Source organism: Polaribacter sp. OB-PA-B3 (genome assembly GCF_054589375.1).
Map to the genome: position 1 here is coordinate 61,358 of NZ_BAAIIX010000007.1, position 25,650 is coordinate 87,007.

Sequence of the window (25,650 nt, forward strand, 5' to 3'; positions counted from 1 at the left end):
CAGTATTAAAATAATACGAACTTTAAAACTTAAAAAAATGGCTTTTCAATTACCAGAATTAGGATATGCATACGATGCTTTAGAACCTAATATAGATGCTAGAACTATGGAAATTCACCATACAAAACATCACAACGGATATACAACAAAATTAAACGGAGCAATTGAAGGAACTGATTTAGAAGGAAAATCTATCGAAGATATTCTAACTAATTTAGATATGAGCAATGGTGCTGTAAGAAACAATGGTGGTGGATTTTACAATCACTCTTTGTTCTGGACTGTTATGAACCCAAATGATAGAGGTTATTTATCTGGAGATTTAAAAGACGCTATTGAAAGCGCTTTCGGATCTAAAGAAGCATTTATCGACGCTTTTTCTAAAGCAGCAGCTACTCAGTTTGGTTCTGGATGGGCATGGTTATGTGTTTTACCAGGTGGTAAAGTAGAAGTTTGTTCTACACCAAACCAAGACAATCCATTAATGCCAGGTGTAAACTGCGAAGGTACCCCTATTTTAGGATTAGACGTTTGGGAACACGCATACTATTTAAACTATCAAAACAGAAGACCAGATTATATTAATGCATTTTTTAATGTAATTAACTGGAACGAGGTTGAGCGTAGATATGCTGCAGCAAAATAAATTTACATCTTACTAATTAAGCAAAAAAAGCATCCTTAAAAAGGATGCTTTTTTTGCTGAAACAAAAAAAAGCTTTAATCAATAATAATCTTTTTATTGAACAATCCTTTTTCTGTCTTAATAACTAAAATATATACCGCCTTAGACAGCTTGTTTAATTTAAAGTTTAGCTCACTTTCATTACTATTTATATCTTGATTAAAAACTTCAGCTCCCAAAACATTAAATAACCTTACTGTTTCTATCTGATAATTAAATGTGTTTTTAATTAAAAACTCACCATTATTTCCGGCTTGAATACTTAATAAAAATTTATCCTCTTTAAAACCTGCACTGCCTAATGTTTTATCTGTAAAAGTGATAAAAAACCTATCATCATAAATACCCGATGCTAAATTTAGAGATTTTGGAGCTTCATCTAAATTATAAAATTTATTTAAAACTCTATCATTCAAATATACTGGTGTGTTAATTTTTATCTTTTCATTAATAGAAAAAGTAACTTCTCGATCTTGATCTAACTGAACTACCATAGGAATTTCTAAAGATTCGTCAAAATTAAACGTACCAGTAATAATATAAGGACTATCAGAACCTTTAACTTTTAAATACAAATCTGTTGGTTGTAAACCCCACATTACTGCATCAAAACCAATATCATACTCATCTGTTAAACCTCTAAACACTGTTGCTACTTGTCTTGTTCGGACTTCACTTTCTGATAACTCAAATTTAAAATCAATCTTTATGGTTGAAAAATCTCTTGTACTTTTTTGTTTTGATGATGTTTTAGCAACAATTACACCAGTATCAGATAAATTATTTAAAGTTCTTTGTGAATTTTTAAAAACTAAAGTACCAGAACCAGGTGTTTCTTTTGTCACAAAAAATGCCTGCCCAATCGGTAAATATCTTCCTCCACCCACAGTTACACCACTAACAATAGTGTTATAAGTTCCAGAATAATCTCCTCTAACATGAGTATTATCAGAAGAACCGTTATAGATATAAATTACACCATTAAATTCTGATGAATTATCATTTATAAACGCTTCTGCATCTAGTGCAGAGGGATACGGATTACCTATTAAATTAAATTTATTTTGATCTAACGTAAATGCATAATCTCCATCGTTAGGTATACCAGAAAAAGTAAAAGTAGCACCAACGCTTTTCATATTCCATCCTTCTCCTGGAAGAAAAATAGGATCTGTAGGACTTATAAACCTAGTCCAGTCGTTTGCATTTACAAACTTAGCCAACCACCTAGAACTTATACTTATAGGTTCTGATGAGGAATCACCATCAAAAGCTGATATAAAATTAATATCAGCTGCTTCACCAACAGTTGGAGTTGCAGCCGTAGCTACATTTGTACCATCTTTTAAAACATCGTTTATAGAAAAAGGAGTGCCTGGTGTTGTACCAGAATTACTTACTGGCGAAGACCAATAACCAGATTGATATACCGATGAGCTTGTTGCAGTTTGATCTACGTAAAGCTTACCGGTTCCTGAGTTTAAATTATTACCTGTTGTATGAGTTTGTACTAATTGAGAATTACCAACTAACCTTAGTTCTCCGTTATTTAAAATACCATTTTTAACTTTTAGTAAAACGCCAGAATTAACAGATAAAACTCCTCCGTTTTCAATCTCAATCTCTCTAACAATAGCATCTTCAGTTAAAGTTAGCGAACCATTAGATGTACTTTTTACCAACAATTTAAAACAACCATCTGTTAAATCTGGCACATTTGTAGTGGCAGAACCATTATAGTATTGCATATCATCAACAACTATTAAATCTTGGTATTCTACAGTAAAATAATCGTTATCAGAAAAAACTACATTGTTAGCTTGATATAAGCCACCACCTATGTCTGCTAAATCATAAGTAGATGTAGGCGATAATAAATCACTATCATTATCTATAACTAATTTTAGCACAGCACAATCTTCTTTACTAGAAATATCTATGGATGATAAATCTAATATAAAACTGACACTACCAACATCGTTTCTTTTACTTACTCGCCACTTAGTAGAAGTTCTTTGCTGGTAGTTATCTTCATTTGTTTCAAATATTATATCATCTTTATTATCTCTACCCCAAAACAAAAACTCATCATTAGCCAAACTACTAGGGTTATAGATTCTAACAACTCCTGTTCCTTGAGAATCCGTATGGTTAGAACCATCTGATGCTTGTCCTATTCCAGCTACATCATAATCAAAATTACCCGCTCCTGGGTCATCTTCGTTATAAAAATTATTTGAATTTAGAGTAATATTATATTTTGCCGACAAATAATTACTTACAATAATTCTTTCTGCTTCATTTATATATTTATCATACATAATTACCTCAGCAAAGTCTCCTTGATGCGCTTGTGAAGCTACATAATCACCATCATTTCCTCCTGCTCCATCATCTTCACTATCTTGTTCACCAGCCAAAGCTAAAGAACCGCCAGGAGTTATAACTCTACCACTAGGAAAATTAATATTTCTATCAGTTCCGTTAAGAGATATATTTGCACCCCCAGAAGTCTGCCATCTATAACCAACAACATTCCAGTTAGCAGTGCTTACGTTTAAACCAGAACCTCTTGCTTGATTAGTAACATACATAGATAAATTATTACTATTAAATAGTAAAAAATCGTTATTAAGAGCAGATGATGACGCATAAGATAATACTCCGTCACCTCCTTCATTTGCATTTTCAGTTTTATTTACATAAAATCCTGAAATTGCTGTTGTTGGAAAGTTTGTGAAGTTTGTTTTTCTCAAACGTCTATTAGATTCTTCGAACCTAACTGCATCATAACCGTTAACAATATTTTTCTTAATTACGGGCTGAAAATTAGCATCTTCTTGAGTTAAGGTTGAATTATAACCCGATAAATCTGACCATGAAGCAAAAGGATCATTGTCGTTTTCAGAAATATCATCTGGATTTGTCCATAACACAAGGCTCGAAGTACCATCAATACTACCTACTCCACCCGGACCTAAATACCCTTCTGCTACAGGAGGCGGAGTTGTATAATTCACAGTAATTATCCAACTATTATTATCAACTTTATTTTCATTAACACTACAGCCAACTCCTGTACCTTCCCAAATTACCCTTAGAACATCCATTTGAAAAGTCAAAACCCCAGATACACTTACGCCATTTGCGATTGTTAAACCCGATCGAGCGTAAGACAATGTTCCTGGGCTATCTCCTACACCTGCAGTATAATTGTTCTCACTTAAAGCACCTTCAACATAAATTAACCTAGACCTTTGGTCTGACATCCATCCTTGAACACGTGCTGTCATTTGATAAACAACATCTACACTAGTAACAATAGATCCCGGTGGGATAGTAACTTGTAACTCTGACAAAGGCGCACATTGACTAGAATTCTCAAAACCTGTTGGAATATCTCCTAAACTGTACGTTGCAGTTGAAGTTTGAGCACTCAGAGCAGCGCCATAAAAAAGATAAAAAATAAAAATTATTCTTTTTGCTTGTTTTAACATCTTTAAATTTTTTTAAACTTGTTAACACATTACATAAGCTAATTCTTGGGGGAATTTTTCTTACATCAATTTTAATATTGAGAATGTTTATATCACTAAAATAAGGATTTTATTTTGATTTTACAATTAATAAGCTCTTTTATCATTACCTTCATAGTAATTAATAAAAGCTTCATTTACAACCCTATGACCACCAGGTGTAGGATAATCTCCGGTAAAATACCAATCTCCTAAGTTATTAGGGCAAGCCTTATGTAAATTCTCTACAGTTTGATAAATCACCTCTACATCTGCTTTAACATCTTTTGTTTTTAACATTTGAGCAATTTTTGCTGATATCTCTTCTGTTGTAAATGGTGCATAAATTTCTTTTACAAAATTTACAATTTCTTCATCTGATTTAGCTTGTTGCCCTTTAGATTTTTTATAAACTTCGCTTATAATATGTTCTTGATTTGAATCTTTTAGTAATTCTACAGCAGCTTTAAACGCAATAAATGCATCAATTCTTGCCATATCTATACCATAACAATCTGGATAACGTATTTGCGGTGCAGAAGAAACTACTATTATTTTCTTAGGATTTAATCTGTCTAAGATTTTAATAATACTTTTCTTTAAAGTTGTACCTCTTACAATACTATCGTCTATAATTACAAGATTGTCTGTAGGTTTAACAACCCCGTAAGTAATATCATACACGTGCTCTACAAGGTCGTCTCTAGAACTATCATCTGCAATAAATGTTCTTAACTTTGCATCTTTAATTGCTATTTTTTCAAAACGTGCTCTTTCAGATAAAATTTCTGTTACTTTTTCTGCAGATAACTTAGTACCACCCGCTAAAATCTTTTCTGTTTTTTGCTGATTTAGTAAATCTTCTGCGGCTTCTGTCATTCCGTAGAAAGAAGTTTCTGCAGTATTTGGTATATAAGAAAAAACAGTGTTAGAAATATCGCTATCTATTGATTTTAAGATTTTAGGAAACACTAATTTACCTAAGTTTTTTCTTTCTTCATAAATAGACGCATCGCTTCCTCTAGAAAAGTAGATACGCTCGAAAGAACAAGCTTTATTTTCTCTTGGCTCTAAAACTTGTTTAATAGAGGTTTTACCATTTTTCTTAATAATTAATGCATGACCTCTTTCTAATTCTTGTACTTTATCAATTTCTATGTTAAATACAGTTTGAATAACTGGTCTTTCTGATGCTACAACTACTACTTCTTCATCTTCGAAGAAATATGTAGGTCTTATTCCATTAGGATCTCTTAAAACAAAAGCATCACCATGACCAACTAATCCTGCCATAGCATAACCACCATCCCAGTTTTTAGAAGATCTTTTTAAAACTTTTTTAATGCTTAAATTTTCTTCAATATAAGGTGAAGCATTTTTTTTATTAAAGCCTTTCTTTTTTGCTTTTTGGTACAACTTAGCCACTTCATCTTCTAAGAAATGACCAATTTTCTCCATAACCGTTACTGTATCTGTAAATTCTTTTGGATGTTGCCCTAACTCTATTAACTCTTCTAATAAATGTTTAGAATTTGTCATATTAAAGTTACCTGCAACAATTAAGTTTTGATGTTTCCAGTTACTTTGACGTAAAAAAGGATGCACGCTTTCGATACTATTTTTACCAAAAGTACCATAACGAACATGACCTAAAAATAAGTTACCTATATATGGCATATTTTCTTCTTGCCACACTACATCATCTTTCTTGTCTGGGTTTTGTTCTAAAACACCGTTTAAGCGATCGTTAATTTGTCCAAAAACATCTTGTATTGGTTGCGATTTGTTAGAACGTACTCTACTAATATATCTTGTACCGGGTTCTACATTAAATTTTACACTTGCAAAACCTGCACCATCTTGACCACGATTATGTTGCTTTTCCATTAATAAATACATTTTATTAATTCCGTAAAAAGCAGTACCGTATTTATCTTTGTAAAACTGTAATGGTTTTTTTAATCTAACAAGTGCAATTCCACATTCATGTTTAATAGCATCACTCATTTTATAATGTTTTTAGTTGTATTGTGTTGTTATTGTTGCAATTATATCAAAAAAAAATCCGCAGTCAAAACCGCGGATTTACATTAAGATAATTTTATATCAAATTGTGTTAATTCTTTAAAAGCCTGTAAGCGTGTTTTAACTTCATCTGTTGTTAGCTCTTGCATGCGTTCTGTACCAAATTTCTCTACACAAAAAGAGGCTAAATTAGATCCGTAGATTATCGCATTCTTCATGTTTTCGAAAGAAATATCTTCTGTTTTTGCTAGATATCCACAGAAACCTCCTGCAAATGTATCTCCGGCACCAGTAGGGTCAAAAACTTCTGCTAACGGTAACGCAGGTGCAAAGAACATTTTTCCTTCATTAAATAATAAAGCTCCGTGTTCTCCTTTTTTAATTACCACATATTTAGGCCCCATTTCGTGGATTTTCTTAGCAGCATTTACTAATGAGTATTCACCAGATAATTGGCGAGCTTCCTCATCATTAATAGTAATTACATCTACTCTTTTTAAAACAGTATGTAAATCATCTAAAGCAATATCCATCCAAAAATTCATAGTATCTAATACTATTAATTTTGGTTTCTCTGTCATTTGATCTAAAACAGATGCTTGTGTTAGCGGGTGTAAGTTACCTAACATTACAATACCAGCATCTTTAAAAGAATCTGGCACAACTGGTGTAAACGTTTCTAATACATTTAATTCTGTTACCAAAGTATCTCTAGAATTCATATCGTTATGATATTTACCACTCCAGAAAAAAGTTTTACCTTCTTTATCTACTTCTATACCATCTGTATTAATTCCTTTAGAATTCATCATTTGTAAATAAGAATCAGGAAAATCTCCTCCTACAACAGATACAACACCTGTTTCTACTCCAAATTGAGATGCCGCTAAACCTACAAAAGTTCCAGAACCTCCTAAAATCTTATCTGTTTTACCAAAAGGTGTCTCAATAGCATCAAAAGCTACTGTACCAACTGCTAATAATTTACTCATTTCTTATAATTTATGCGTAATTTTGCTTTTTACAATAAAACGCTTTTTGAAAGCGCAAAAATAAGTTTTAAAAATGACTATCAAAGAAATACAAGAAGAAATTATTGATGAGTTTTCTATGTTTGATGATTGGATGGATCGTTACGAGTACATAATAGAACTTGGTAAATCTTTGCCTATAATTGCAGATGCACATAAATTAGACGAAAATTTAATTAAAGGATGCCAATCTAAAGTTTGGTTGTATTCTGAATTAGATGCAGATAAAATTAAGTTTACTGCAGATAGTGACGCTATTTTAACCAAAGGAATTGTGGCACTATTATTGAGGGTATTCTCGGAACAAAAACCAGCAGATATTTTAACTGCAGAAACCACTTTTATAGATCAAATAGGTTTAAAAGAACACTTAAGCCCAACAAGAGCAAACGGATTGGTCTCTATGGTTAAGCAAATAAAATTGTACGCAATTGCGCAACAAACTAAATTACAGAATTAAGAAATTATATAATGACAGATAAAGAATTAGAAGAAATTGGAGATAAAATTGTAGGTGTTTTAAAAACAATTTACGATCCAGAGATACCTGTAGACATTTATGAACTTGGTTTAATTTATGATGTTTTTGTTTCTGATGAAAATAATGCAAAAATTTTAATGACATTAACGTCTCCTAACTGCCCAGTTGCAGAAAGTTTACCCGTAGAAATTGAAGATAAAGTAAAGTCTTTAAAAGAATTAAACAACTGCGAAGTTGAAATTACATTCGATCCAACTTGGACACAAGAAATGATGAGTGAAGAAGCAAAACTAGAATTAGGTATGCTATAATACTTAACAATGTTTTATTTATTTACAATAATTAAAACAAAAAACTATCAATGGCAGAAGAAATCATAAATAGAGTAGCAAATAGTAAGTTAAAAACCTTTGATCTTGAAGAAATCTATCCTGATGGAAAAAGAGTTTCTTTTGACATTAAAGACTGGCTATTTGAAGAAATTATTTTAAAAGAAAAAGATTTTAGAAACTCTGTTAAAAACCACGATTGGTCACAATACAAAAATTGCTTTGTTGCTATTAACTGCTCTGTAGACGCAATTATACCATCATGGGCTTTTATGTTAATTGCTGCAGAAGTTACACCTTATGCAAACAAGGTTGTTATTGGTAATTTAGAATTATTAGAAACAGTATTATATCAAGAACTTTTAAACTTTGTAGATTTAAGAGATTTTGAAGATTGCCCCGTAATAATTAAAGGTTGTGCAGAAAAACCAATACCAGAATCTGCTTTTGCTTTTCTAATCGCAAAACTACAACCAATTGCTAAATCTATTATGTTTGGCGAAGCATGCTCTACTGTACCATTATATAAATCAAAAAAATAAATTTATACATTTATAACCAGAAGAAAACTAATATTAAAAAACTTGCAATGAGAAGATTAGCTACACTTCTTTTTTTAACTTTTATAGCATTTAATTCTAATGCTCAAAAAAAGAAACTAGATACCTTACCTAAACCAAAATGGAAAATTAATGGTAGACTTGCATTTGTTTTTAATCAATCTTCTTTTTCAAACTGGGCTTCTGGTGGACAAAACACCGTTGCAGGAAACATAAACATAAATTACGATTTTAATTATAAGAAAAACAACGTAAACTGGGATACCCGATTATTATCTGGTTACGGTTTAAGTCATATAAGTGAAAAAGGCTACAGAAAGACTAATGATCGATTTGAATTAAATTCGCTACTTGGTATAAAAACAACAACTTATTGGTTTCTTTCTTTTATTGCCAATTTTAAGACTCAATACACCAAAGGGTTCGATTATGCAAAAGAGCCTAAATTATTAGTTTCAGAATTTTTATCTCCTGCCTATTTAACTTTTGGACCAGGTATGTTATGGAAAAAATCTGATGATTTAAATTTAAACGTAGCACCAGCAACCGCAAGATATACATTTGTAAATGAATTTTTCTCTGGAAAATTTGGTGTAGACGAAGGTAAAACTGTTGCATTTGGGTTAGGTTTTAATCTTTCTGGTTATTATAAATTTGGCCTAATGAAAAACATCGAGATGGAAAACATCTTAACAATGTATACAGATTACCTTGCAAATGTTGGTAATGTCGATCTAGATTATCAAACAAACCTACGCTTTACAGTGAATAAGCATATTAAAATGCACATGACTTTTCATACAATTATTGATGACAACTCGTCTAGTAAAATTCAGTTTAGACAACTTTTTGGCTTGGGAATGAATTATAGCTTCCATGAAAAAGTGACTTATTAATATTTTCTTGTCTAAAAACAATAAAAGTGTACTTTTGCACGCTTAATTTTAAAAAATAGTCAACATGAAAAAATTATCAATTTTAATTTTATTGGTATTTATTAGCTTTTCTGCAAGCGCACAAACTGCAGAAGAATTAAAGAAAGAACAAGCTCCTAAAAAAGCTCAAATTGCTAAATTACAAGGAGAAGTTAACTCTTTACAAGCAAAAATTGATGCTTTACCAGGCTGGAGAAAAGGTGCTTTTGGTACCATTGGTGCTAGTTTATCTGGTTTTAACAACTGGTACGCTAGAACAGCACCTACTGCATCTGCAGGTAATATTGGTGTAACTGTAAATGGTTTTGCTAATTTAATAGAAGAAGATTTTTTCTGGAGAAACTCTGCTGCAATTAACTTAGGTTGGGTTAAGTTAGATGAAAAAGGGGTTGCCGGAGACGAAGGTTTTGATACTGCTACAGATGTATTTACAATTTCTTCTTTATACGGTAAAAGATTAAATAAAAAATGGGCTTTATCTGCTCTTGCAGAATACAGAACTACAATTATAGATAATTTTAACGATCCTGGTTATTTAGATTTTGGTGCTGGTGTTACTTGGACGCCAACAAATAACTTAGTAGTAGTAATGCACCCAGGAAACTACAACTTTGTATTTAGTAGTGGCGAAACTGTTTTCGAATCTTCTTTAGGTGCTAAAGTTGTTGCAGATTATAATAAGAAGTATGGTAAATTAAGTGTAAAATCTAACTTATCTATCTTTCAAAGTTATAAGACTGCTGATTTATCTAACTGGACTTGGACAAACTCTTTCGGTTACACTGTTTGGAAAGGAATTGGAGTTGGTTTAGAATTAGGTTTACGTAAAAACAAACAAGAGGCCTTAAATAATGCTTTAGTAGACAATCCTGCAGAAACTTTTTCTACTGTAGATAACAAATTACAATCTTACTACTTAGTTGGTATGAGCTATGCTTTCTAAATAGATAACAATATTTTAGAAGAAACCTCAAGAAGAAATTCTCGAGGTTTTTTTATTTTGTGTAAATTAGCATCTCAAATAAATAATACATGACTTTATTAATAATTTTTGCAACAATATCTATTTTCTTTTCTTTCTTATGCTCTATTCTAGAAGCTGTATTGTTAAGTATTACACCAACATTTATCAATCTTAAAAAAAGCGAAGGTGAACAATATGCTACACAATTAGAAACTTTTAAAAAGGATGTTGATAAGCCTTTAATTGCTATTTTAACAATTAATACCATTGCACATACGGTTGGTGCAATTTTAGTTGGTGTGCAAGCAAAAGTTGCTTACGCAGAAATGTATGGTACAGACGTAAAAATAGTATTCGGAATTAAAATTACAGAAGATGTAATGGTTGGTTTAGTTTCTACTATAATGACTATTTTAATTCTAGTAGCATCAGAAATAATACCAAAAACCATAGGTGCTACTTACTGGAAACAACTTGCTAATTTTACGGCTAAAGCTTTAAAAATAATGATTTTCCCATTAAAATGGACTGGAATATTATGGATTTTACAATTAACTACAAAGTTAATTGGAGGTAAAGGACATGGTAGTATTTTAAGCAGAGAAAGCTTTTTAGTAATGGCAGATATGGCAGAAAAAGAGGGCGTTTTTCAGAAAAATGAAAGTAAGGTTATTAGAAACTTACTTGGTTTTAAAGAAATTAAAGTAAACGATGTAATGACCCCAAGATCTGTAATAGAAACTGCAGATGAAACTCAAACGATAAGTTCTTTTTACAACGATCATAAAAAATTAAGATTCTCTAGAATTCCTGTTTTTTCTGAAAATCCAGATGCAATAACAGGTTACTTTTTAAAAGATAATTTACTAGAAGCAATAATTAATGGTAAAGGAGAAGAAACTTTAGCTACCATTAAAAGAGATATTGTTGTTACAGAAAGAGAATTATCTATACCAGATTTGTTTGATAAACTAATCAAAGAAAAAGAACACATTGCACTTGTGGTAGATGAATATGGTTCTGTAAGCGGTCTTGTTTCTCAAGAAGATGTAATAGAAACTTTGCTTGGTTTAGAAATTATGGATGAAAGTGATTCTGTTGCAGATTTACAAGCATTAGCAAGAAAATCATGGGAAAATAGAGCAAAAAGAATGGGTATTATAAAAGATGGTGATTCAAAAGAATAAACCTTAAAATTTAAAAATAAAAAAATCCTACTATAATAATTACAGTAGGATTTTTTTTTATTCTTCCTCTTTATATTCGTAATATAAAAAGTCGTTATAAGGAAAACGCTGTATGTGTATTTTCTTTACTTCTTCGTACGTTTTGTCTTTAAAATCTTCTAAGTTTTCTTTATTTAAAGCAGAAATAAATATCGATTCAACTTCTTTATCGTTCATCCACGTTTTTTTCCAATCTTGTAAAGTATAATGTTCTTTTCCTTTTTCTGTTTCTAAATCGTCTGCATCAATTGTTTCGTGCTCGTAAGCATCAATCTTATTAAAAACCATTAATGTAGGCTTATCGGCGCATTTAATATCGTCTAAAATTGTATTTACAGAGGCAATATGATCTTCAAAATTCGGATGAGAAATATCTACAACATGTAATAACAAATCTGCTTCTCTAACCTCATCTAAAGTAGATTTAAAAGATTCTACCAATTGTGTTGGTAATTTTCTAATAAACCCAACAGTATCTGTCATTAAAAAAGGAATGTTTTTAATAACAACTTTTCTAACAGTTGTATCTAAAGTTGCAAACAGCTTATTTTCTGCAAACACATCACTTTTACTAATCACATTCATCAATGTAGATTTACCAACATTGGTATAACCAACTAAAGCGACTCTAACCATCTTACCACGATTCTTTCTTTGAATCGCCATTTGTTTATCTATTGTTTTTAAACGTTTTTTTAAAACTGATATTTTATCACGAATAATACGTCTATCGGTTTCTATTTCTGTTTCACCAGGTCCACGCATTCCAATACCACCTTTTTGTTTATCAAGGTGAGTCCAAAGTCTTGTTAGACGAGGTAACAAATATTCGCTTTGCGCAAGTTCTACTTGTGTTTTAGCAGAACTAGTTTGTGCTCTTTGGGCGAAAATATCTAATATTAAATTGGTTCTGTCCAAAATTTTACAATCAAGAATCTTTTCAATATTTCTTAATTGTGCAGGCGATAATTCATCATCAAAAATAGCTGTACCAATTGTATTGGCTTGTATATAATCTTTTACTTCTTCTAACTTACCCGCTCCTAAGAAGGTTTTAGGATTTGGTCTTTCCATTTTCTGAACAAAGCGTTTAACCACAACACCGCCGGCAGTTTGTGTTAAAAACTCTAATTCATCTAGGTATTCATCAGACTGCGTTTCGTTTTGCTGTTGTGTAATAACACCAATTAAAACTGCTTTTTCTGAAATTGCTTCTTTTGCGTCTATCATATAATGCAAAAATACAAACAATTCTTGTCTTTTAGAATAAAAAAAACCTTCGCAAAAACGAAGGTTTTATATTACTAATTCAAATTCAAAAACAGAAAGTTTACAACGTTTTCTGCACGATAAAAGTAGTTTATATATAAGAGAACTATGTATTCTCTATATTAAGAAACCCTTTAATTTTTGTTAACTTAGTTTTGTTTTAAAAACTTTACAGGTACTCTATATGTTTTTAAAATTTGTAAATTTTCTACAGATGCTATTTGGTAATTTAATTTGTTCTTAATAAATAAAGCTACATTCGGTTTGTTAGAATCTACAGACACAACAATAATTTCTCCTTTTTTATTTATTATAAAATCGACAGTAGTTTTTAAATTTGTGTCTAAACTACCTTTATAATTCCCTAATAATTCTATTATCTTTTTTCTTAACTTTAAATCGATTTCTTTAACGCTATCATCGTTATTAGAAAACGTAGATACACTTGTCATTACTGCTACTAAAAATACAATTGCGAATTTTTTCATGATTAATTTTTTAAAAGTTCTTTTTTTGTGTTGCTAACTTGCACTGTAAAATTAGTTCAAGTGCTCTAAAAAAATCAAAATAAAATGTTATAATAACAACTTTTTTAAGTTAGATATCAGTTAATTACAAAGAAATTAACACTCTAGATATATTGTTTATAATTTATTAAAAAGTTTAAAATTTAAAGCGAGTTATCACAAAAAAAAGCAGTTTAATATTAATATCATAATACAAATAGCTTTTAGATTTTAATTCTATAAAATCACTAGTTAATTTAATGTAAAGTCTGTAGATTATTTTGTTACTTTTACCCTTAAAATATTTATATGTTTCCTTCAATTAAGTCATCTAAGCAAAGTAAAAGAATTACTACAATTGGTTTTTACAATGTAGAAAATCTGTTTGACACAGAAGACAATCCTAAAACTTTTGATGATGATTATACAAGCGAAGGCAAAAGAAAATGGACATACAAACGATATAAAATAAAAATAAAAAAATTAGGTTCTGTAATATCTCAATTGGGTTTAAACAGATCTAAATATCCGCCTGCAATTGTTGGTTTGGTAGAAGTAGAAAACGCTAAGGTTGTTAGAGATTTGATAAATTCTTCTAATTTAAAGAAACATCATTATGGTTTTGCCCATTATGATTCTCCTGATGAAAGAGGTATTGATGTTGCTTTGTTATACAATAAAAGAGTTTTCGAATTTTTAAAATCAGAAACATACCCAGTTTTTCTAGAAGATGATGAAGGCGAAAGAGATTATACAAGAGATATTTTAAAAGTTAGCGGTAATTTACATGGTGAACTTGTACATATTATTGTAAACCATTGGTCTTCTAGAAGAGAAGGTGCAGCAGAAACAGAACACAAAAGAGTTACCGCAGCAATTACTGCGAGAAGTATTATAAAAGACATTAAAGACAAACATTACGATGCTAAAATTATTGTAATGGGAGATTTTAATGATGACCCAACAAGTAAAAGTGTAAAAACCTTGGTTTCTGATGATTTTATAAATCCGATGGAAACAATGTTAGACAGAGAAAAATTAGGTTCTTTAACTTATGATGGTAAATGGAATTTATTTGATCAAATTATATTTTCTAAAAACTTTACAGAAAAGAAAGAAGGGAAACTTTACTTTAAACACGCCGAAGTATTTAATAAAGAATGGTTAAAAATTTTTAAAGGAAAATTAAAAGGCAGTCCGTTTAGAACTTATATTGGTCCTTGGTATCAAGGCGGATTTTCAGATCATTTTCCGGTGTATGCTTTTCTTAAGAAAAAAGACGATTAACTACTCTTTACCCACATTTTTAAAAGCATTTCTTAATTTTTCATCATTAATAATATACTTTTTGTATTTACCATCTTTGTATCTAAAATAAATAAATATCGGCATAAATATAAAAGATAAATATAAAACACCTAAACCCATTACAACTTGAGCCTTTTCGTGTTCTGTGCTAATTAAGTAAGCTCCTAATGCCATCCAAACTAAAAAGATAACAAACATTATTTTTAACGCTAATTTCATGTTGCAAAATTACAAAAGTTCTATCTTTAATTTCTAATTTTATTAAAAATGAAATCGATTTTAGTATTTTTACTTGGTTTATTACTTATTTCTTGCACTTCAAACAAAAATAAATTTACAATGAATAACAAAATTGTGATTGCTCACAGAGGCGCTTCTGGATACTTACCAGAACATACCCTAGAGGCTAAAGCAATGGCCTTTGCACTGAAACCCGATTTTATAGAGCAAGATTTAGTGCTAAGTAAAGATGATGTTCCTATTGTTATTCATGATATTTATTTGGATGATGTTACAGATGTTGCTACAAAGTTTCCAAACAGAAAAAGAAAAGACAACAGGTTTTATGTAATAGATTTTACTTTTTATGAATTGCAAACTCTTAATGTTTACGAGCGTTTTAATCCAAGAACTGGCAAGCAAGTTTACAAAGACCGATTTCCTACAAAAACTGGCAATTTTAAACTACATTCTTTACAACAAGAAATAGAATTGATACAAGGTTTAAATACTTCTACTAAAAATAACGTAGGGATTTACCCAGAAATTAAAGCACCTGAGTTTCATAAAAATGAAGGTAAAAAATTAACAGAAATCGTTTTAAAAGTTCTAACAGATTATGGCTACACAACCAAAAAAGACAATTGTATTTTACAATGTTTTGATGCTAAAGAATTAGAAAGAATTAGAAAAGATTTGAATTCTGATTTATTTTTAGTGCAATTAATGGAATTTAAAGAAGAGACTAACAATTTAAAACACTTTGCAACTTATGCAGACGGAATTGGACCATGGTACAAGCAAATTTTAGATAAAAAAGTTAATGACAAATGGCAGTTTACTTCTTTGGTTACAGACGCACATCAATTGGGGTTAAAGGTGCATCCTTATACATTTAGGGCAGATGCTTTAGATGAATTTTCTACTTTCGAAGAAATGATGCAAACCTTAATTTATGAAGCAAACATAGATGGTGCTTTTACAGATTTTCCAGACAAAATGCTAAATTTTATACACTCGAATAATTAATATGGATAAACTTACTTATAAAATTAGTCATGCCACAAATAATTTACAGATTTATAATACAGAGAACGAGTGCCTATTTTTTTCTAGTTGGTTTCTAGAATTTGGTAAAACAACAGCAGAAATTTACAACACCAAAAAAGAAATTCTTTATAAAATTACCAAGAAGTTTAAATTCTGGAAATGGCGTATTTCTTATGAAATTGAAACTAAAGAAGGCAAAAAATTAATTTTAATTTCTGATAACAAGCAAAATTCAATTTTTAAACTTCAATTAAATGAAGATATTTTTGAAGTTAAAATTCATTATTTTGATAAAAAATCTATTTTTAAAAATGGAAATAAAATTGCAGAAATCGATGATTCTTTTTCTACTTCTAAAGAAAAAAACATCAGTAATGTATTGCTTTGTGATAAAGAATATTTAGAATTTGTATTTGTTTTATTTTCTTGTTTAAAAACTGGTGAAACACATCAAAAACCGATAATGAAATCTCAAAAAGAATGGATTTCTATAAAAGATGAATGGTCTTCTTAGTAATACAAAAAATTAGCAAACATTTTAGCCCTGATTGAAGCGGCATCCTTTTTATTTTTAATTTTTGAAGTATGAATAAATTATAAATAAAAAGATATAGCGGAAAGCAGGAAATAGCTTCAAAAAAATTAATTAGTTACTTCTATTAGCTTATTTCTGTATGCTGTTAGCAGTTTAGATTTCGAGATAAAACCAACGTATTTTTCGTTTTTTACAACAGGTAAGTTCCATGCATTGCTCTCTTTAAATTTTTGCATTACTTTTTCTGCGGAATCGTTGTAAAAAATAATTTCTGGAGCAGATTTCATAAAATCTGAAACAAATGTAGTTTCATATTGTGTTTGATCGAACATCATTGGCCTTATATCATCTAATAACACAATTCCTAGAAAACGTTTTTCTTGGTCTAAAACCGGAAAAATATTTCGTTTCGATTTGGCTACAGCATTTTTTAACATTTCGCCAAAAGTGTTTTCTGGTGTTATTGGTTTAAAATTCTTTTCTATAAGCTTGTCTATTTGCATCATCATTAACACATTTTTATCTTTATTATGTGTTATTAACTCGCCTCTTTTTGCTAATTCTACAGTATAAATAGAGTTTGAAATAAAATATTTTGTGATGGCAAAAGAAATTGCTGCCACCAACATTAAAGGCACAAAAAGCTCGTAACCACCTGTAATTTCTGCAATTAAGAAAATTGCAGTAAGCGGCGCATGTAAAACGCCGGCCATTAACCCCGTAATACCAATTAAAGTAAAATTAGATTCTGAAACCGAAAAACCTAAGTGATTTATAATTTTTGCAATAGCATTACCTAATGTAGAACCCATAAATATTGTTGGAATAAAAATACCTCCAACTCCGCCAGCTGCAAAAGTAGTTGTCATGGCAATGGCTTTAAAAATCGCGATTATTAACAGCATAAAAACAACCATATATACGTTGTTTAAATCTATGTTGTAAGGAATATCTTTTAAGGCTTTTGCAGTGTTACCGTTTAATAAACTATTTATTAAGCCATAACCTTCACCGTATAAAGGCGGAATTAAATACAACATAATTCCGATAGCGAAACCCCCAATAATTAGTTTTTTAAACGGACTAGAAAAACGCTCGAAAAAACGTGTAATTGCAAAATACATTTTAGAAAAATATACAGAGGCTATTCCGGTTAGAAATGCTAAAACAATATAAAAAGGAATGTCTTTTACTTGAAAGACATCTACCAACTTAAAACCAAATAAAACGTCTGTACCTGCAAAAAAATAAGATGTAATTATTGCCGAAACCGATGCCAATAATAACGGAACCAATGATGCAAAAGCTAAATCTAAACTAAAAATTTCTACCGCAAAAATAATAGCTGCTACTGGCGCTTTAAACATAGAAGACATTGCACCAGCAGTTGCAAAACCAATTAATAGCATTCTTGTTTTTGCATTCATATGAAATAACTGCGCAACATTAGAACCCAAAGCTGCACCTGTACTTACGGCAGGCCCTTGTAAACCTGCAGAACCACCAAAACCAACGGTTAAAGGAGCTGTTACTAAAGAGGCATACATTTTATACCTTTCTATAATTCCGTTTTTCTTAGAAATGGAATGTAATGTTGTAGAAATACCATGACCAATTTCCTTATTAATTACAAACTTTTTAATAGAATACACTAAAAACAAGCCAATTATTGGAAAGATAAAATACAAAGAATAATGATAATCTTTAATAAGGTTACCTTGTAACAAATCTTCTATTATAAAAGTAAAATACTTTAAAATAAAAGTACCTAAACCTGCCAAAAAACCAACAAAAACACTTAAAACATATATAAATTGTCTCTCAGAAATATGCTTATATCTCCAAATTAAAACCTTTTTAAGTATTTTGTATTTTGTAGGCATTTATTGTTTAGCTGATAAAATATCTGTTCCTAAATACCCATTGTCTTTATTATAATACCAAGCTCTATTTTTGGGCATTTTTATAGTATTTATAGTTTCTAAACCCGAAAGCAAAATATATTCTCCGTCGTTTTTAGATTCATCTTTAAAAAACTGATACACTTCCATAGCATATGTTTTAGGATCAAAATAAAAATACCAAGTATCTTTACCCACTTCTTTATTGTAAGTAGCTTTTAACACTAAATATTCTTTTCCTTTAAAAGTTTTCTTAGCTACTTTTTGATTAATGATTGTGCCTGCATCTTTCAATTTCATTGGTAAACCATACAAATAAGTATAATAGTTTTTCATGAATTTAGCACGTTCACAATTTAAACTATATTGCTTTTTTAGTACTTCGGATGGATTTGTATTACCATTAATAGCAAAACTACAATCTGTTTTATGCACTGCATATTCTGTAATAATTGTATCTCTTGCTGCTTTTAAAAAAAAATATTGTTCTGGTAAATTAATTCTGATTCTACTTTTTCTAGGACTTCGTTTAGGCGTTTCCATCAATACAAAAAATTCTCCAGAAAAGGTCGACCAATTATCATTAGGATCGTGATAATTTATTGCTTTCTCTAACAATTCATCTCCGGTAATCTCTTGTGAAAAAAGTGTTATAGATACTAAAAGTAAAAATAATGTGGTAATTTTTTTCATAACTTAAAAGTATTAAAAAATCCCGCAAAAGCGGGATTTATAATTCTATTCTCTTTCTTGAATATTTAATTTCAAACTTAATTCTGTTAGTTGCTCATCGTCTATAAAAGCTGGTGCATCTATCATTACATCTCGACCAGAATTATTTTTAGGGAACGCAATAAAGTCTCTAATAGTTTCTTGTCCTCCTAAAATAGCAACCAATCTATCCAAACCGAAAGCCAAACCTCCGTGAGGTGGTGCTCCGTATTCAAAAGCATCCATTAAAAATCCAAATTGTGCTTTGGCATCTTCCTCAGAAAAACCTAAGTGCTTTAACATGGTTGCTTGCATTTGCTTGTCGTGTATTCTAATAGAACCTCCACCAATTTCATTTCCGTTTAAAACTAAATCGTACGCATTTGCTTTTACCTCTCCTGGTTTAGAATCTAACAATTCTAATTGCCCTGGTTTTGGCGATGTAAATGGATGATGCATTGCGTGGTAATGCCCCGTTTCTTCATCTAATTCTAATAACGGAAAGTCAATTACCCATAGCGGCGCAAATACTTTTGGATCTCTTAAACCTAAACGCTCTGCTAATTCCATACGTAAAGCAGACATTTGAGCTCTTACTTTATTAGTATCACCAGATAAAACACAAACTAAATCACCAGGTTTTGCTCCTGTAATTTCTGCCCATTTTGCTAAATCTTCTTGATCATAGAATTTATCTACAGAAGATTTGAATGTTCCGTCTTCGTTTACACGTGCATAAATCATTCCTAAAGCACCAACTTGCGGACGCTTCACCCACTTAATAATATTATCTATCTCTTTTCTTGTATATGCATTTCCGCCAGGAACTGCAATACCAACAACTAATTCTGCGCTATTAAAAACACCAAAATCTTTATGTTGTGTAACTTCGTTTAACTCGCCAAACTCCATTCCGAATCTGATATCTGGTTTGTCGTTTCCATACAAACGCATTGCATCATCATACAACATTCTTGGGAATTTTTCTACCTCAACATTATTTACTTCTTTAAGTAAATGCCTAGTTAATCCTTCAAAAATATTTAAAATATCTTCTTGCTCTACAAACGCCATTTCACAGTCAATCTGTGTAAACTCTGGTTGTCTGTCTGCACGTAAATCTTCGTCTCTAAAACATTTTACAATCTGAAAATATTTATCCATTCCGCCAACCATTAACAATTGTTTAAAGGTTTGTGGCGATTGTGGCAACGCATAAAACTGCCCTTCATTCATACGAGAAGGCACAACAAAATCTCTTGCTCCTTCTGGCGTAGATTTTATTAAATATGGTGTTTCTACTTCTATAAATTCTTGATCAGACAAGTATTTACGAACCTCCATTGCCACTTTATGACGAAAAATTAAACTGTCTTTTACAGGATTTCTTCGAATGTCTAAATATCTATATTTCATTCGGATGTCTTCTCCTCCATCCGTTTTATCTTCAATAGTAAAAGGCGGCAATTTTGCTTCATTTAAAATTTCTAGTTTAGAAACTAAAACTTCTATCTCGCCTGTAGGTATGTTTGTATTTTTAGACTCGCGTTCTATTACAGTTCCGGTAATTTGTATTACAAATTCTCTACCCAAAGATTTTGCCTTATCCATCATCTCTTTTGGCGTACGCTCTTCATCAAAAATAAGTTGTGTAATTCCGTATCTGTCACGCAAATCTACCCAAACCATAAAACCTTTATCACGCGATTTTTGTACCCAACCAGCCAAGGTTACCTCTGTATTTATATGCGATGCTCTTAACTCGCCACAAGAATTACTTCTATACATTATATCTAAAAATTTAAGACGCAAAATTAAACAATTTCCTATAAATATTCGTTTTTTGGGCGTTCATTTCTTATCAGAAATGGCCCGCTTTTCGCACTCGCTTTTTTCGTACCTCAAAAGAGCTCAAACAATTGCTACAATCGGTAACGCAGAATCCGTCTTATTCTTTGTAAATTTGCTTTATGAGCGTAATTAATATTCAAGAAAAATTTAAATTGTTTCAAGACTTATGGTCTCCAAAAAAAGTTGGGCAATTAAACGGACAACAAATATTATTGGCAAAACTAAAAGGCGAATTTGTGTTTCATAAACACGACAATGAAGACGAACTTTTTATGGTTGTTAAAGGAACTTTAGATATCGAATTTCGTGACAAAACAATAACCTTAAACGAAGGTGAATTTTATATTGTACCTAAAGGAATAGAACACAAACCTATTGCAAAAGAAGAAGTACATATTGTTTTGTTTGAACCTTTAAGTATAAAACATACAGGAGACGTGGTTGCAGATATTACCGTAGAAACTTACGAAAGCATTTAAGAAATTATGAGTAAATTATATTTAGTACCAACACCAATTGGTAATTTAGAAGACATAACTTTTAGAGCTATAAAAGTTTTAAAAGAAGTAGATTTTATTTTAGCGGAAGACACGCGTACAAGTGGAAAACTATTAAAACATTTTGAAATTTCTACACAAATGCACAGTCATCATATGCATAATGAACATAAATCTGTAAAAGGTGTTGTGCAGAGAATTCAAAATGGAGAAACGTGTGCATTAATTTCTGATGCAGGAACACCAGCAATTTCAGACCCTGGTTTTTTACTAACTAGAGCATGTGTAGAAAATAATATTGATGTTGAATGTTTACCTGGAGCAACTGCATTTGTACCTGCGTTAGTAAACTCTGGATTGCCAAATGATAAATTTGTTTTCGAAGGGTTTTTACCAGTAAAAAAAGGGAGACAAACCCGTTTTCTATTTTTAGCAGAAGAAAAAAGAACCATGATTTTTTACGAATCTCCACACAAATTAGTAAAAACTTTAGGGCATTTTGTAGAATACTTTGGTGCAGAAAGACAAATTTCTGTTTCTAGAGAACTCACAAAAATGTTTGAAGAAACTGTAAGAGGAACCACAACCGAGGTTTTGGCACATTTTACAAAAAAACCTCCAAAAGGTGAAATTGTTATTATTGTTGAAGGTAAATCATCAAAATAAATTAAAAACCCCAATAAATAATTTTTCAATTTATTGGGGTTTTTAATTATTGCTTAAATTTAATTTTAATTCTTTGTAGTAATAATAATTACACCATTAGGAGAATTGTATTTTTTAATAGCTTTTTCTCCTTTTAAAACTTCCATTTTTTGAATATTTTTTGGTACTAAACCATCTAAAGCTTTTTTATTTGATACTTTTCCGTCTATAATAACTAGTGGTTCCTTTTTAGAGTCTTTAATTAATTTCTCTTTTTGAGTTTTATCAGACCAATTTATAGGTTTATACTGTTTTGTATTGATAATAATTACTCCGTTTGGGGCATTATAAGTAGATTTAGCTTGTTCTCCCTTTAAAATATGCATCGATTCTATTTGAGATTGATCTATTAATTCAACAGGAAACTCAAACTTTTTACCATCAACTATAATTAGTGGCTTCTTATCATCATTTACTTTTACATATAGATTTTTCTTATTTGTTTTTTGGGCTAAAAAGGTAAAATTACATGCCATAAATAGCACTAATAAGATTGTTATTTTTTTCATGATACTTCTTTATTTATAGTTTATTATTATTTAGTATATACAATTATCAATTCGTCTTCAAAAATGATGCTCTCATTACTTGTAAACATATTTTTCGCTTCATTCAGTAACAATTCCTTTTCTTCAAGGCTTTGATTATTATTAGAAAAATTAAAAAAAGTTAGTGTAATTAAAACCGCTACAGAAGCTACAGCTCCTAAAATTTTATACCTGTAATTGTGTTTATTTTCTATTTTAGGCTCAAAAGAGTTCCATAATTTCTCATTAAAATTCTCTGGAACAACTTTTTTATTTGCTTTTACAAAATTAGCCCAACTACCTAATTCGTCATCTTTATTATTTACGTTCTCAAATAAATAAGCTTCTTCTTTTAAAGTAGTGCTGCCCAACTTATATTTTTCGATTAGGTCTTTAATATTTTCCTCTTTCATAACGGTATGTTTTTTCTAAGGTTGTACTAATTTGTTTTCTGGCTCTAGAAAGCAAAACTCTTACATGCGGAATTTTAATTTGTAATGCGGCAGCTATTTCATCAAATTCAAAACCGTCTATATCTCGCATAATAAATACTTCTTTCTGTTGCTCTGGTATCGTTTTTAAAATTGTAGTTATATGTTTGTTTAACTCTTCCCATTCTAAATTTAGGTGCTCATTAGTAGATTTTACTAATTTTAAAACATCCGAAGAATCTTCTAATAAAACTTTCTTTTTTCTTAGTAGATCTAAACAATAATTTCGAGCAGTTAAAACTACAAAACCTTTAATATCAGGGTGTTTGCTTAACTGTTTGCGCTTGTGCCATAGTTTTATCATTATTTCTTGTATCGCATCTTCTGCTTTAGAAGTGCTACCCAACATCCTACCTACCATAGGAAACAGCAATTCTGATAAAGAAAAAACAGTATGTTTAAATTCTTGTTTGGTCATTCTATCTATATAACGTTAAAGTATATATATTTATAACAACGATTTGGTATTTATTTGAAATTTCTTAAAATTTGATTTTACTTGTAGTATTTTTGACTTGAGAATCTCACTTCATTCAAAAACAAAAAAATGATCATTCAAGAATTTAAAACAAAATTAAAATCGAATCCTAATGCTATATTATTTGCAGAAACAATGCAAGTAATAGAAGATAATTATAATTTTACACCAACTGCTTTTAAAAACGGAACCATCGAAAATAAAGCAGGTGAAAATGCTGGCTCTTGTAAATTATTTGCTTTTGCAAAACTTCAAAAATTAACAAAAGAAGAAACTTTATTTTGTTTTGGAGAGCATTATAAAAATGTTTTAGAGGATGCAAACGGTACTTCTCATCAAAATATTAGAAACTTTATGAATACTGGTTTTAATGGTTTAACTTTCGAAAGTGAGGCATTAACTTTAAAGTAAATAAGTTCATAAAATTAGTAATTGCATTAAACTTAGGCTTTTTTCTGTTCTATTTTTGATGAAAATCTAATTTTATGGAATCTAAACATTACGACGTTTTTGTAATAGGAAGCGGAATTGCAGGACAAACATCTGCTAAAATTTGTGCTAAAAACGGACTAAAAGTTGCCATTGCAGACAAACAAGCTTTTGGTGGTACTTGCGCTATTAGAGGTTGCGACCCTAAAAAAGTAATGCTTCAGTTTGCTGATATTTTAAAAAAAACAGCAGATTTAAAAGGTTTAGGTATTGAAAAAGCACCAAAAGTTAGCTGGAAAGATATCCTAAAATTTAAAGATTCTTTTGTAAAAAAAGTTCCTAAAACAACCGAAGAAAACTTAACGGAATTAGACATCGATTTATACCATCAAACTCCAAAATTTAAAAGTAAAAATGAAATTTTGGTTGAAGGAAAATTAATTTCTGCAGATAAGTTTGTTATTGCAACTGGTTTAACACCAAGAAAACTAAACTTCGAAGGTGCTAATTTCTTGAAAACTTCTAGTGACTTTTTCAATCTAAAAAAACTACCAAAATCTGCAACTTTTATCGGCGCTGGTTATGTTGGTATGGAGTTTTCTTATCTTTTAGCAACACTTAGTTGCAAAGTTACAATTATCGATAGAGGCGAAATGGCGTTGTCTCAATTCGAACCTTTTTTAGTAGAAAAACTTGTAGATAAAATGAAAAAGAATGGCGTAAATTTTGTGTTTGAGGCAGAAATTGATTCCGTAGAAAAACTTAGAAAAAATTATAGAATTCATTTTAAACAAAAAGATAAGATAAAATCAATTAAATCTACTGTAGTATTTAATACATCTGGTCGTGTGCCAGCAACAAATTTATTAGATTTAGAAAACGCAAATATTAAAAATGATGAAACTGGTGTTTTAGTAAATAATTATTTAAAAAGTAACACTAATAAAAATGTGTATGCTTGTGGAGATGTTTCTAGTAAATCTTTACCATTAACTCCGCTTTCTGGGTTGCAAGGTTATATTGTTGGTAACAATATTTTAAAAAATAATTCGAAAAAATTTAGCAATCCGTTGGTACCTTCTGTTGTGTTTACAAATCCTAATTTAGCAACTGTAGGTTTAACAGAAAAAAAAGCTAAAGAGCAATATAGTGCTGTCAAAGTTTTTAAAGGTGATGCTTCTCACTTTTACAATGCAAAAAAAGAAAACGCAGATTTGTATGCATATAAAATAATAGTAAATGATAAAACTAAAGTTATTGTTGGCGCTCATATATTATCTGCAGAAGCAAATGAGTGCATTAATATTTTTTCGATGGCAATTCATCAAAAAATGAAGACAAAAGAATTTAAAAAGCTTATTTTCACATATCCATCTTTTGCAAGCGACTTAAAATCTATGCTAAAAGATTCAGATTAATACG

Annotated in this window: 26 protein-coding genes; 14 read left to right on the forward strand and 12 right to left on the reverse strand. The window is 30.3% G+C overall.

The window, feature by feature from the left end; translation table 11 throughout:
* Nucleotides 1-37 precede the first annotated feature (37 nt).
* Nucleotides 38-646 (forward strand): superoxide dismutase, encoded by a 609-nt coding sequence (locus ACYPV9_RS12485; RefSeq protein ID WP_299063384.1) that lies wholly within the window; start codon nucleotides 38-40, stop codon nucleotides 644-646.
* 74 nt (nucleotides 647-720) lie between these two features.
* Here ACYPV9_RS12485 and ACYPV9_RS12490 read toward each other — a convergent pair whose 3' ends face one another.
* The 3 genes from ACYPV9_RS12490 to ACYPV9_RS12500 form a co-directional block, all read right to left on the reverse strand.
* Nucleotides 721-4,182 carry a T9SS type A sorting domain-containing protein gene (locus ACYPV9_RS12490; RefSeq protein ID WP_459744195.1) on the reverse strand — a complete coding sequence of 1,154 codons (3,462 nt, stop codon included), beginning with the start codon at nucleotides 4,180-4,182 and terminating at the stop codon, nucleotides 721-723.
* 126 nt (nucleotides 4,183-4,308) lie between these two features.
* Entirely contained in the window at nucleotides 4,309-6,207 is a 1,899-nt protein-coding gene (locus ACYPV9_RS12495; RefSeq protein ID WP_459744197.1) for an amidophosphoribosyltransferase, read from the reverse strand.
* Nucleotides 6,208-6,290: 83 nt separating this feature from the next.
* Entirely contained in the window at nucleotides 6,291-7,217 is a 927-nt protein-coding gene (locus ACYPV9_RS12500; protein ID WP_299063376.1) for a PfkB family carbohydrate kinase, read from the reverse strand.
* Nucleotides 7,218-7,290: 73 nt separating this feature from the next.
* On the opposite strand from ACYPV9_RS12500, the gene ACYPV9_RS12505 reads away from it, so the two are divergent.
* The 6 genes from ACYPV9_RS12505 to ACYPV9_RS12530 all read left to right on the forward strand — a co-directional run bounded on the left by ACYPV9_RS12505 (nucleotide 7,291) and on the right by ACYPV9_RS12530 (nucleotide 11,712).
* A complete protein-coding gene (locus ACYPV9_RS12505; protein WP_299063373.1) occupies nucleotides 7,291-7,716 on the forward strand; it encodes a SufE family protein in 426 nt (141 codons plus the stop codon).
* 11 nt (nucleotides 7,717-7,727) lie between these two features.
* Nucleotides 7,728-8,048 (forward strand): DUF59 domain-containing protein, encoded by a 321-nt coding sequence (locus ACYPV9_RS12510; RefSeq protein ID WP_077810979.1) that lies wholly within the window; start codon nucleotides 7,728-7,730, stop codon nucleotides 8,046-8,048.
* A gap of 50 nt (nucleotides 8,049-8,098) precedes the next feature.
* The gene (locus ACYPV9_RS12515; RefSeq protein ID WP_459744201.1) at nucleotides 8,099-8,608 is read left to right on the forward strand and encodes a DUF2480 family protein; all 510 of its coding nucleotides are present in this window, start codon (nucleotides 8,099-8,101) and stop codon (nucleotides 8,606-8,608) included.
* 47 nt (nucleotides 8,609-8,655) lie between these two features.
* Nucleotides 8,656-9,522: a DUF3078 domain-containing protein gene (locus ACYPV9_RS12520; RefSeq protein WP_299063366.1), complete on the forward strand. Its 867-nt coding sequence runs from the start codon at nucleotides 8,656-8,658 to the stop codon at nucleotides 9,520-9,522.
* Between the two features lie 64 nt (nucleotides 9,523-9,586).
* A complete protein-coding gene (locus ACYPV9_RS12525; protein WP_459744204.1) occupies nucleotides 9,587-10,504 on the forward strand; it encodes a DUF3078 domain-containing protein in 918 nt (305 codons plus the stop codon).
* 89 nt (nucleotides 10,505-10,593) lie between these two features.
* On the forward strand, nucleotides 10,594-11,712 hold the full coding sequence (locus tag ACYPV9_RS12530; RefSeq protein WP_459744206.1) for a CNNM domain-containing protein: 1,119 nt from the start codon (nucleotides 10,594-10,596) through the stop codon (nucleotides 11,710-11,712).
* A gap of 57 nt (nucleotides 11,713-11,769) precedes the next feature.
* Here the strand turns inward: ACYPV9_RS12530 and hflX are convergent, their stop codons facing one another.
* A complete protein-coding gene (gene hflX / locus ACYPV9_RS12535) occupies nucleotides 11,770-12,981 on the reverse strand; it encodes a GTPase HflX (RefSeq protein ID WP_299063359.1) in 1,212 nt (403 codons plus the stop codon).
* Nucleotides 12,982-13,169: 188 nt separating this feature from the next.
* Nucleotides 13,170-13,508, reverse strand: a complete 339-nt coding sequence (locus ACYPV9_RS12540; RefSeq protein WP_459744209.1) for a hypothetical protein — start codon at nucleotides 13,506-13,508, stop codon at nucleotides 13,170-13,172.
* A 327-nt stretch (nucleotides 13,509-13,835) separates the two neighbouring features.
* Between ACYPV9_RS12540 and ACYPV9_RS12545 the strand changes: the two genes are divergently transcribed.
* Nucleotides 13,836-14,813, forward strand: a complete 978-nt coding sequence (locus ACYPV9_RS12545) for an endonuclease/exonuclease/phosphatase family protein (RefSeq protein ID WP_299063353.1) — start codon at nucleotides 13,836-13,838, stop codon at nucleotides 14,811-14,813.
* Here ACYPV9_RS12545 and ACYPV9_RS12550 read toward each other — a convergent pair whose 3' ends face one another.
* Nucleotides 14,814-15,053: a hypothetical protein gene (locus tag ACYPV9_RS12550; RefSeq protein WP_459744212.1), complete on the reverse strand. Its 240-nt coding sequence runs from the start codon at nucleotides 15,051-15,053 to the stop codon at nucleotides 14,814-14,816.
* 48 nt (nucleotides 15,054-15,101) lie between these two features.
* Here ACYPV9_RS12550 and glpQ point away from each other — a divergent pair, with 48 nt between their 5' ends.
* Together glpQ and ACYPV9_RS12560 are read left to right on the forward strand one after the other, a co-directional pair.
* Nucleotides 15,102-16,082, forward strand: coding sequence for a glycerophosphodiester phosphodiesterase (gene glpQ / locus ACYPV9_RS12555; RefSeq protein ID WP_459744216.1), 981 nt, complete (start codon nucleotides 15,102-15,104; stop codon nucleotides 16,080-16,082).
* 1 nt (nucleotide 16,083) lies between these two features.
* Nucleotides 16,084-16,617 (forward strand): tubby C-terminal domain-like protein, encoded by a 534-nt coding sequence (locus ACYPV9_RS12560; RefSeq protein WP_459744219.1) that lies wholly within the window; start codon nucleotides 16,084-16,086, stop codon nucleotides 16,615-16,617.
* A 128-nt stretch (nucleotides 16,618-16,745) separates the two neighbouring features.
* Here ACYPV9_RS12560 and ACYPV9_RS12565 read toward each other — a convergent pair whose 3' ends face one another.
* From ACYPV9_RS12565 to aspS, 3 genes are read right to left on the reverse strand one after another with little or no spacing between them, the layout of a single operon-like run.
* Entirely contained in the window at nucleotides 16,746-18,521 is a 1,776-nt protein-coding gene (locus tag ACYPV9_RS12565; protein ID WP_459744221.1) for a chloride channel protein, read from the reverse strand.
* Nucleotides 18,522-19,232, reverse strand: coding sequence for a DUF6503 family protein (locus ACYPV9_RS12570; protein ID WP_299063339.1), 711 nt, complete (start codon nucleotides 19,230-19,232; stop codon nucleotides 18,522-18,524).
* Between the two features lie 45 nt (nucleotides 19,233-19,277).
* Nucleotides 19,278-21,038, reverse strand: coding sequence for an aspartate--tRNA ligase (aspS, locus tag ACYPV9_RS12575; RefSeq protein ID WP_459744224.1), 1,761 nt, complete (start codon nucleotides 21,036-21,038; stop codon nucleotides 19,278-19,280).
* 182 nt (nucleotides 21,039-21,220) lie between these two features.
* Between aspS and ACYPV9_RS12580 the strand changes: the two genes are divergently transcribed.
* A complete protein-coding gene (locus ACYPV9_RS12580) occupies nucleotides 21,221-21,580 on the forward strand; it encodes a cupin domain-containing protein (RefSeq protein WP_459744227.1) in 360 nt (119 codons plus the stop codon).
* Between the two features lie 6 nt (nucleotides 21,581-21,586).
* A complete protein-coding gene (rsmI, locus tag ACYPV9_RS12585) occupies nucleotides 21,587-22,264 on the forward strand; it encodes a 16S rRNA (cytidine(1402)-2'-O)-methyltransferase (RefSeq protein ID WP_299063331.1) in 678 nt (225 codons plus the stop codon).
* Between the two features lie 65 nt (nucleotides 22,265-22,329).
* On the opposite strand, the gene ACYPV9_RS12590 is transcribed toward rsmI, so the two are convergent.
* The 3 genes from ACYPV9_RS12590 to ACYPV9_RS12600 are packed head-to-tail and all read right to left on the reverse strand — an operon-like array spanning nucleotide 22,330 to nucleotide 23,739.
* A complete protein-coding gene (locus tag ACYPV9_RS12590) occupies nucleotides 22,330-22,812 on the reverse strand; it encodes a hypothetical protein (RefSeq protein ID WP_299063328.1) in 483 nt (160 codons plus the stop codon).
* Nucleotides 22,813-22,838: 26 nt separating this feature from the next.
* Nucleotides 22,839-23,243, reverse strand: coding sequence for a hypothetical protein (locus ACYPV9_RS12595; RefSeq protein WP_299063325.1), 405 nt, complete (start codon nucleotides 23,241-23,243; stop codon nucleotides 22,839-22,841).
* Nucleotides 23,224-23,739 carry an RNA polymerase sigma factor gene (locus ACYPV9_RS12600; protein ID WP_459744230.1) on the reverse strand — a complete coding sequence of 172 codons (516 nt, stop codon included), beginning with the start codon at nucleotides 23,737-23,739 and terminating at the stop codon, nucleotides 23,224-23,226. The genes ACYPV9_RS12595 and ACYPV9_RS12600 overlap by 20 nt, the downstream gene beginning before the upstream one ends.
* A 129-nt stretch (nucleotides 23,740-23,868) precedes the next feature.
* Here ACYPV9_RS12600 and ACYPV9_RS12605 point away from each other — a divergent pair, with 129 nt between their 5' ends.
* Both ACYPV9_RS12605 and ACYPV9_RS12610 read left to right on the forward strand, forming a co-directional pair.
* Nucleotides 23,869-24,210 carry a HopJ type III effector protein gene (locus tag ACYPV9_RS12605; RefSeq protein WP_459744233.1) on the forward strand — a complete coding sequence of 114 codons (342 nt, stop codon included), beginning with the start codon at nucleotides 23,869-23,871 and terminating at the stop codon, nucleotides 24,208-24,210.
* 74 nt (nucleotides 24,211-24,284) lie between these two features.
* On the forward strand, nucleotides 24,285-25,646 hold the full coding sequence (locus tag ACYPV9_RS12610) for a dihydrolipoyl dehydrogenase family protein (protein ID WP_459744236.1): 1,362 nt from the start codon (nucleotides 24,285-24,287) through the stop codon (nucleotides 25,644-25,646).
* Nucleotides 25,647-25,650: the final 4 nt, after the last annotated feature.

What these genes read in the sequence shown, in the direction of transcription:
- aspS (WP_459744224.1), bottom strand. Translation starts at nt 21,038, where the DNA reads ATGTATAGAAGTAATTCTTGTGGCGAGTTAAGAGCATCGCATATAAAT.
- glpQ (WP_459744216.1), top strand. Translation starts at nt 15,102, where the DNA reads ATGAAATCGATTTTAGTATTTTTACTTGGTTTATTACTTATTTCTTGC.
- ACYPV9_RS12510 (WP_077810979.1), top strand. Translation starts at nt 7,728, where the DNA reads ATGACAGATAAAGAATTAGAAGAAATTGGAGATAAAATTGTAGGTGTT.
- ACYPV9_RS12505 (WP_299063373.1), top strand. Translation starts at nt 7,291, where the DNA reads ATGACTATCAAAGAAATACAAGAAGAAATTATTGATGAGTTTTCTATG.
- ACYPV9_RS12565 (WP_459744221.1), bottom strand. Translation starts at nt 18,521, where the DNA reads ATGCCTACAAAATACAAAATACTTAAAAAGGTTTTAATTTGGAGATAT.
- ACYPV9_RS12550 (WP_459744212.1), bottom strand. Translation starts at nt 15,053, where the DNA reads ATGAAATTAGCGTTAAAAATAATGTTTGTTATCTTTTTAGTTTGGATG.
- ACYPV9_RS12570 (WP_299063339.1), bottom strand. Translation starts at nt 19,232, where the DNA reads ATGAAAAAAATTACCACATTATTTTTACTTTTAGTATCTATAACACTT.
- ACYPV9_RS12500 (WP_299063376.1), bottom strand. Translation starts at nt 7,217, where the DNA reads ATGAGTAAATTATTAGCAGTTGGTACAGTAGCTTTTGATGCTATTGAG.
- ACYPV9_RS12545 (WP_299063353.1), top strand. Translation starts at nt 13,836, where the DNA reads ATGTTTCCTTCAATTAAGTCATCTAAGCAAAGTAAAAGAATTACTACA.
- ACYPV9_RS12580 (WP_459744227.1), top strand. Translation starts at nt 21,221, where the DNA reads ATGAGCGTAATTAATATTCAAGAAAAATTTAAATTGTTTCAAGACTTA.
- rsmI (WP_299063331.1), top strand. Translation starts at nt 21,587, where the DNA reads ATGAGTAAATTATATTTAGTACCAACACCAATTGGTAATTTAGAAGAC.
- ACYPV9_RS12495 (WP_459744197.1), bottom strand. Translation starts at nt 6,207, where the DNA reads ATGAGTGATGCTATTAAACATGAATGTGGAATTGCACTTGTTAGATTA.
- ACYPV9_RS12590 (WP_299063328.1), bottom strand. Translation starts at nt 22,812, where the DNA reads ATGAAAAAAATAACAATCTTATTAGTGCTATTTATGGCATGTAATTTT.
- ACYPV9_RS12530 (WP_459744206.1), top strand. Translation starts at nt 10,594, where the DNA reads ATGACTTTATTAATAATTTTTGCAACAATATCTATTTTCTTTTCTTTC.
- ACYPV9_RS12560 (WP_459744219.1), top strand. Translation starts at nt 16,084, where the DNA reads ATGGATAAACTTACTTATAAAATTAGTCATGCCACAAATAATTTACAG.
- ACYPV9_RS12490 (WP_459744195.1), bottom strand. Translation starts at nt 4,182, where the DNA reads ATGTTAAAACAAGCAAAAAGAATAATTTTTATTTTTTATCTTTTTTAT.
- ACYPV9_RS12485 (WP_299063384.1), top strand. Translation starts at nt 38, where the DNA reads ATGGCTTTTCAATTACCAGAATTAGGATATGCATACGATGCTTTAGAA.
- ACYPV9_RS12525 (WP_459744204.1), top strand. Translation starts at nt 9,587, where the DNA reads ATGAAAAAATTATCAATTTTAATTTTATTGGTATTTATTAGCTTTTCT.
- ACYPV9_RS12515 (WP_459744201.1), top strand. Translation starts at nt 8,099, where the DNA reads ATGGCAGAAGAAATCATAAATAGAGTAGCAAATAGTAAGTTAAAAACC.
- ACYPV9_RS12600 (WP_459744230.1), bottom strand. Translation starts at nt 23,739, where the DNA reads ATGACCAAACAAGAATTTAAACATACTGTTTTTTCTTTATCAGAATTG.
- ACYPV9_RS12595 (WP_299063325.1), bottom strand. Translation starts at nt 23,243, where the DNA reads ATGAAAGAGGAAAATATTAAAGACCTAATCGAAAAATATAAGTTGGGC.
- ACYPV9_RS12540 (WP_459744209.1), bottom strand. Translation starts at nt 13,508, where the DNA reads ATGAAAAAATTCGCAATTGTATTTTTAGTAGCAGTAATGACAAGTGTA.
- hflX (WP_299063359.1), bottom strand. Translation starts at nt 12,981, where the DNA reads ATGATAGACGCAAAAGAAGCAATTTCAGAAAAAGCAGTTTTAATTGGT.
- ACYPV9_RS12520 (WP_299063366.1), top strand. Translation starts at nt 8,656, where the DNA reads ATGAGAAGATTAGCTACACTTCTTTTTTTAACTTTTATAGCATTTAAT.
- ACYPV9_RS12610 (WP_459744236.1), top strand. Translation starts at nt 24,285, where the DNA reads ATGGAATCTAAACATTACGACGTTTTTGTAATAGGAAGCGGAATTGCA.
- ACYPV9_RS12605 (WP_459744233.1), top strand. Translation starts at nt 23,869, where the DNA reads ATGATCATTCAAGAATTTAAAACAAAATTAAAATCGAATCCTAATGCT.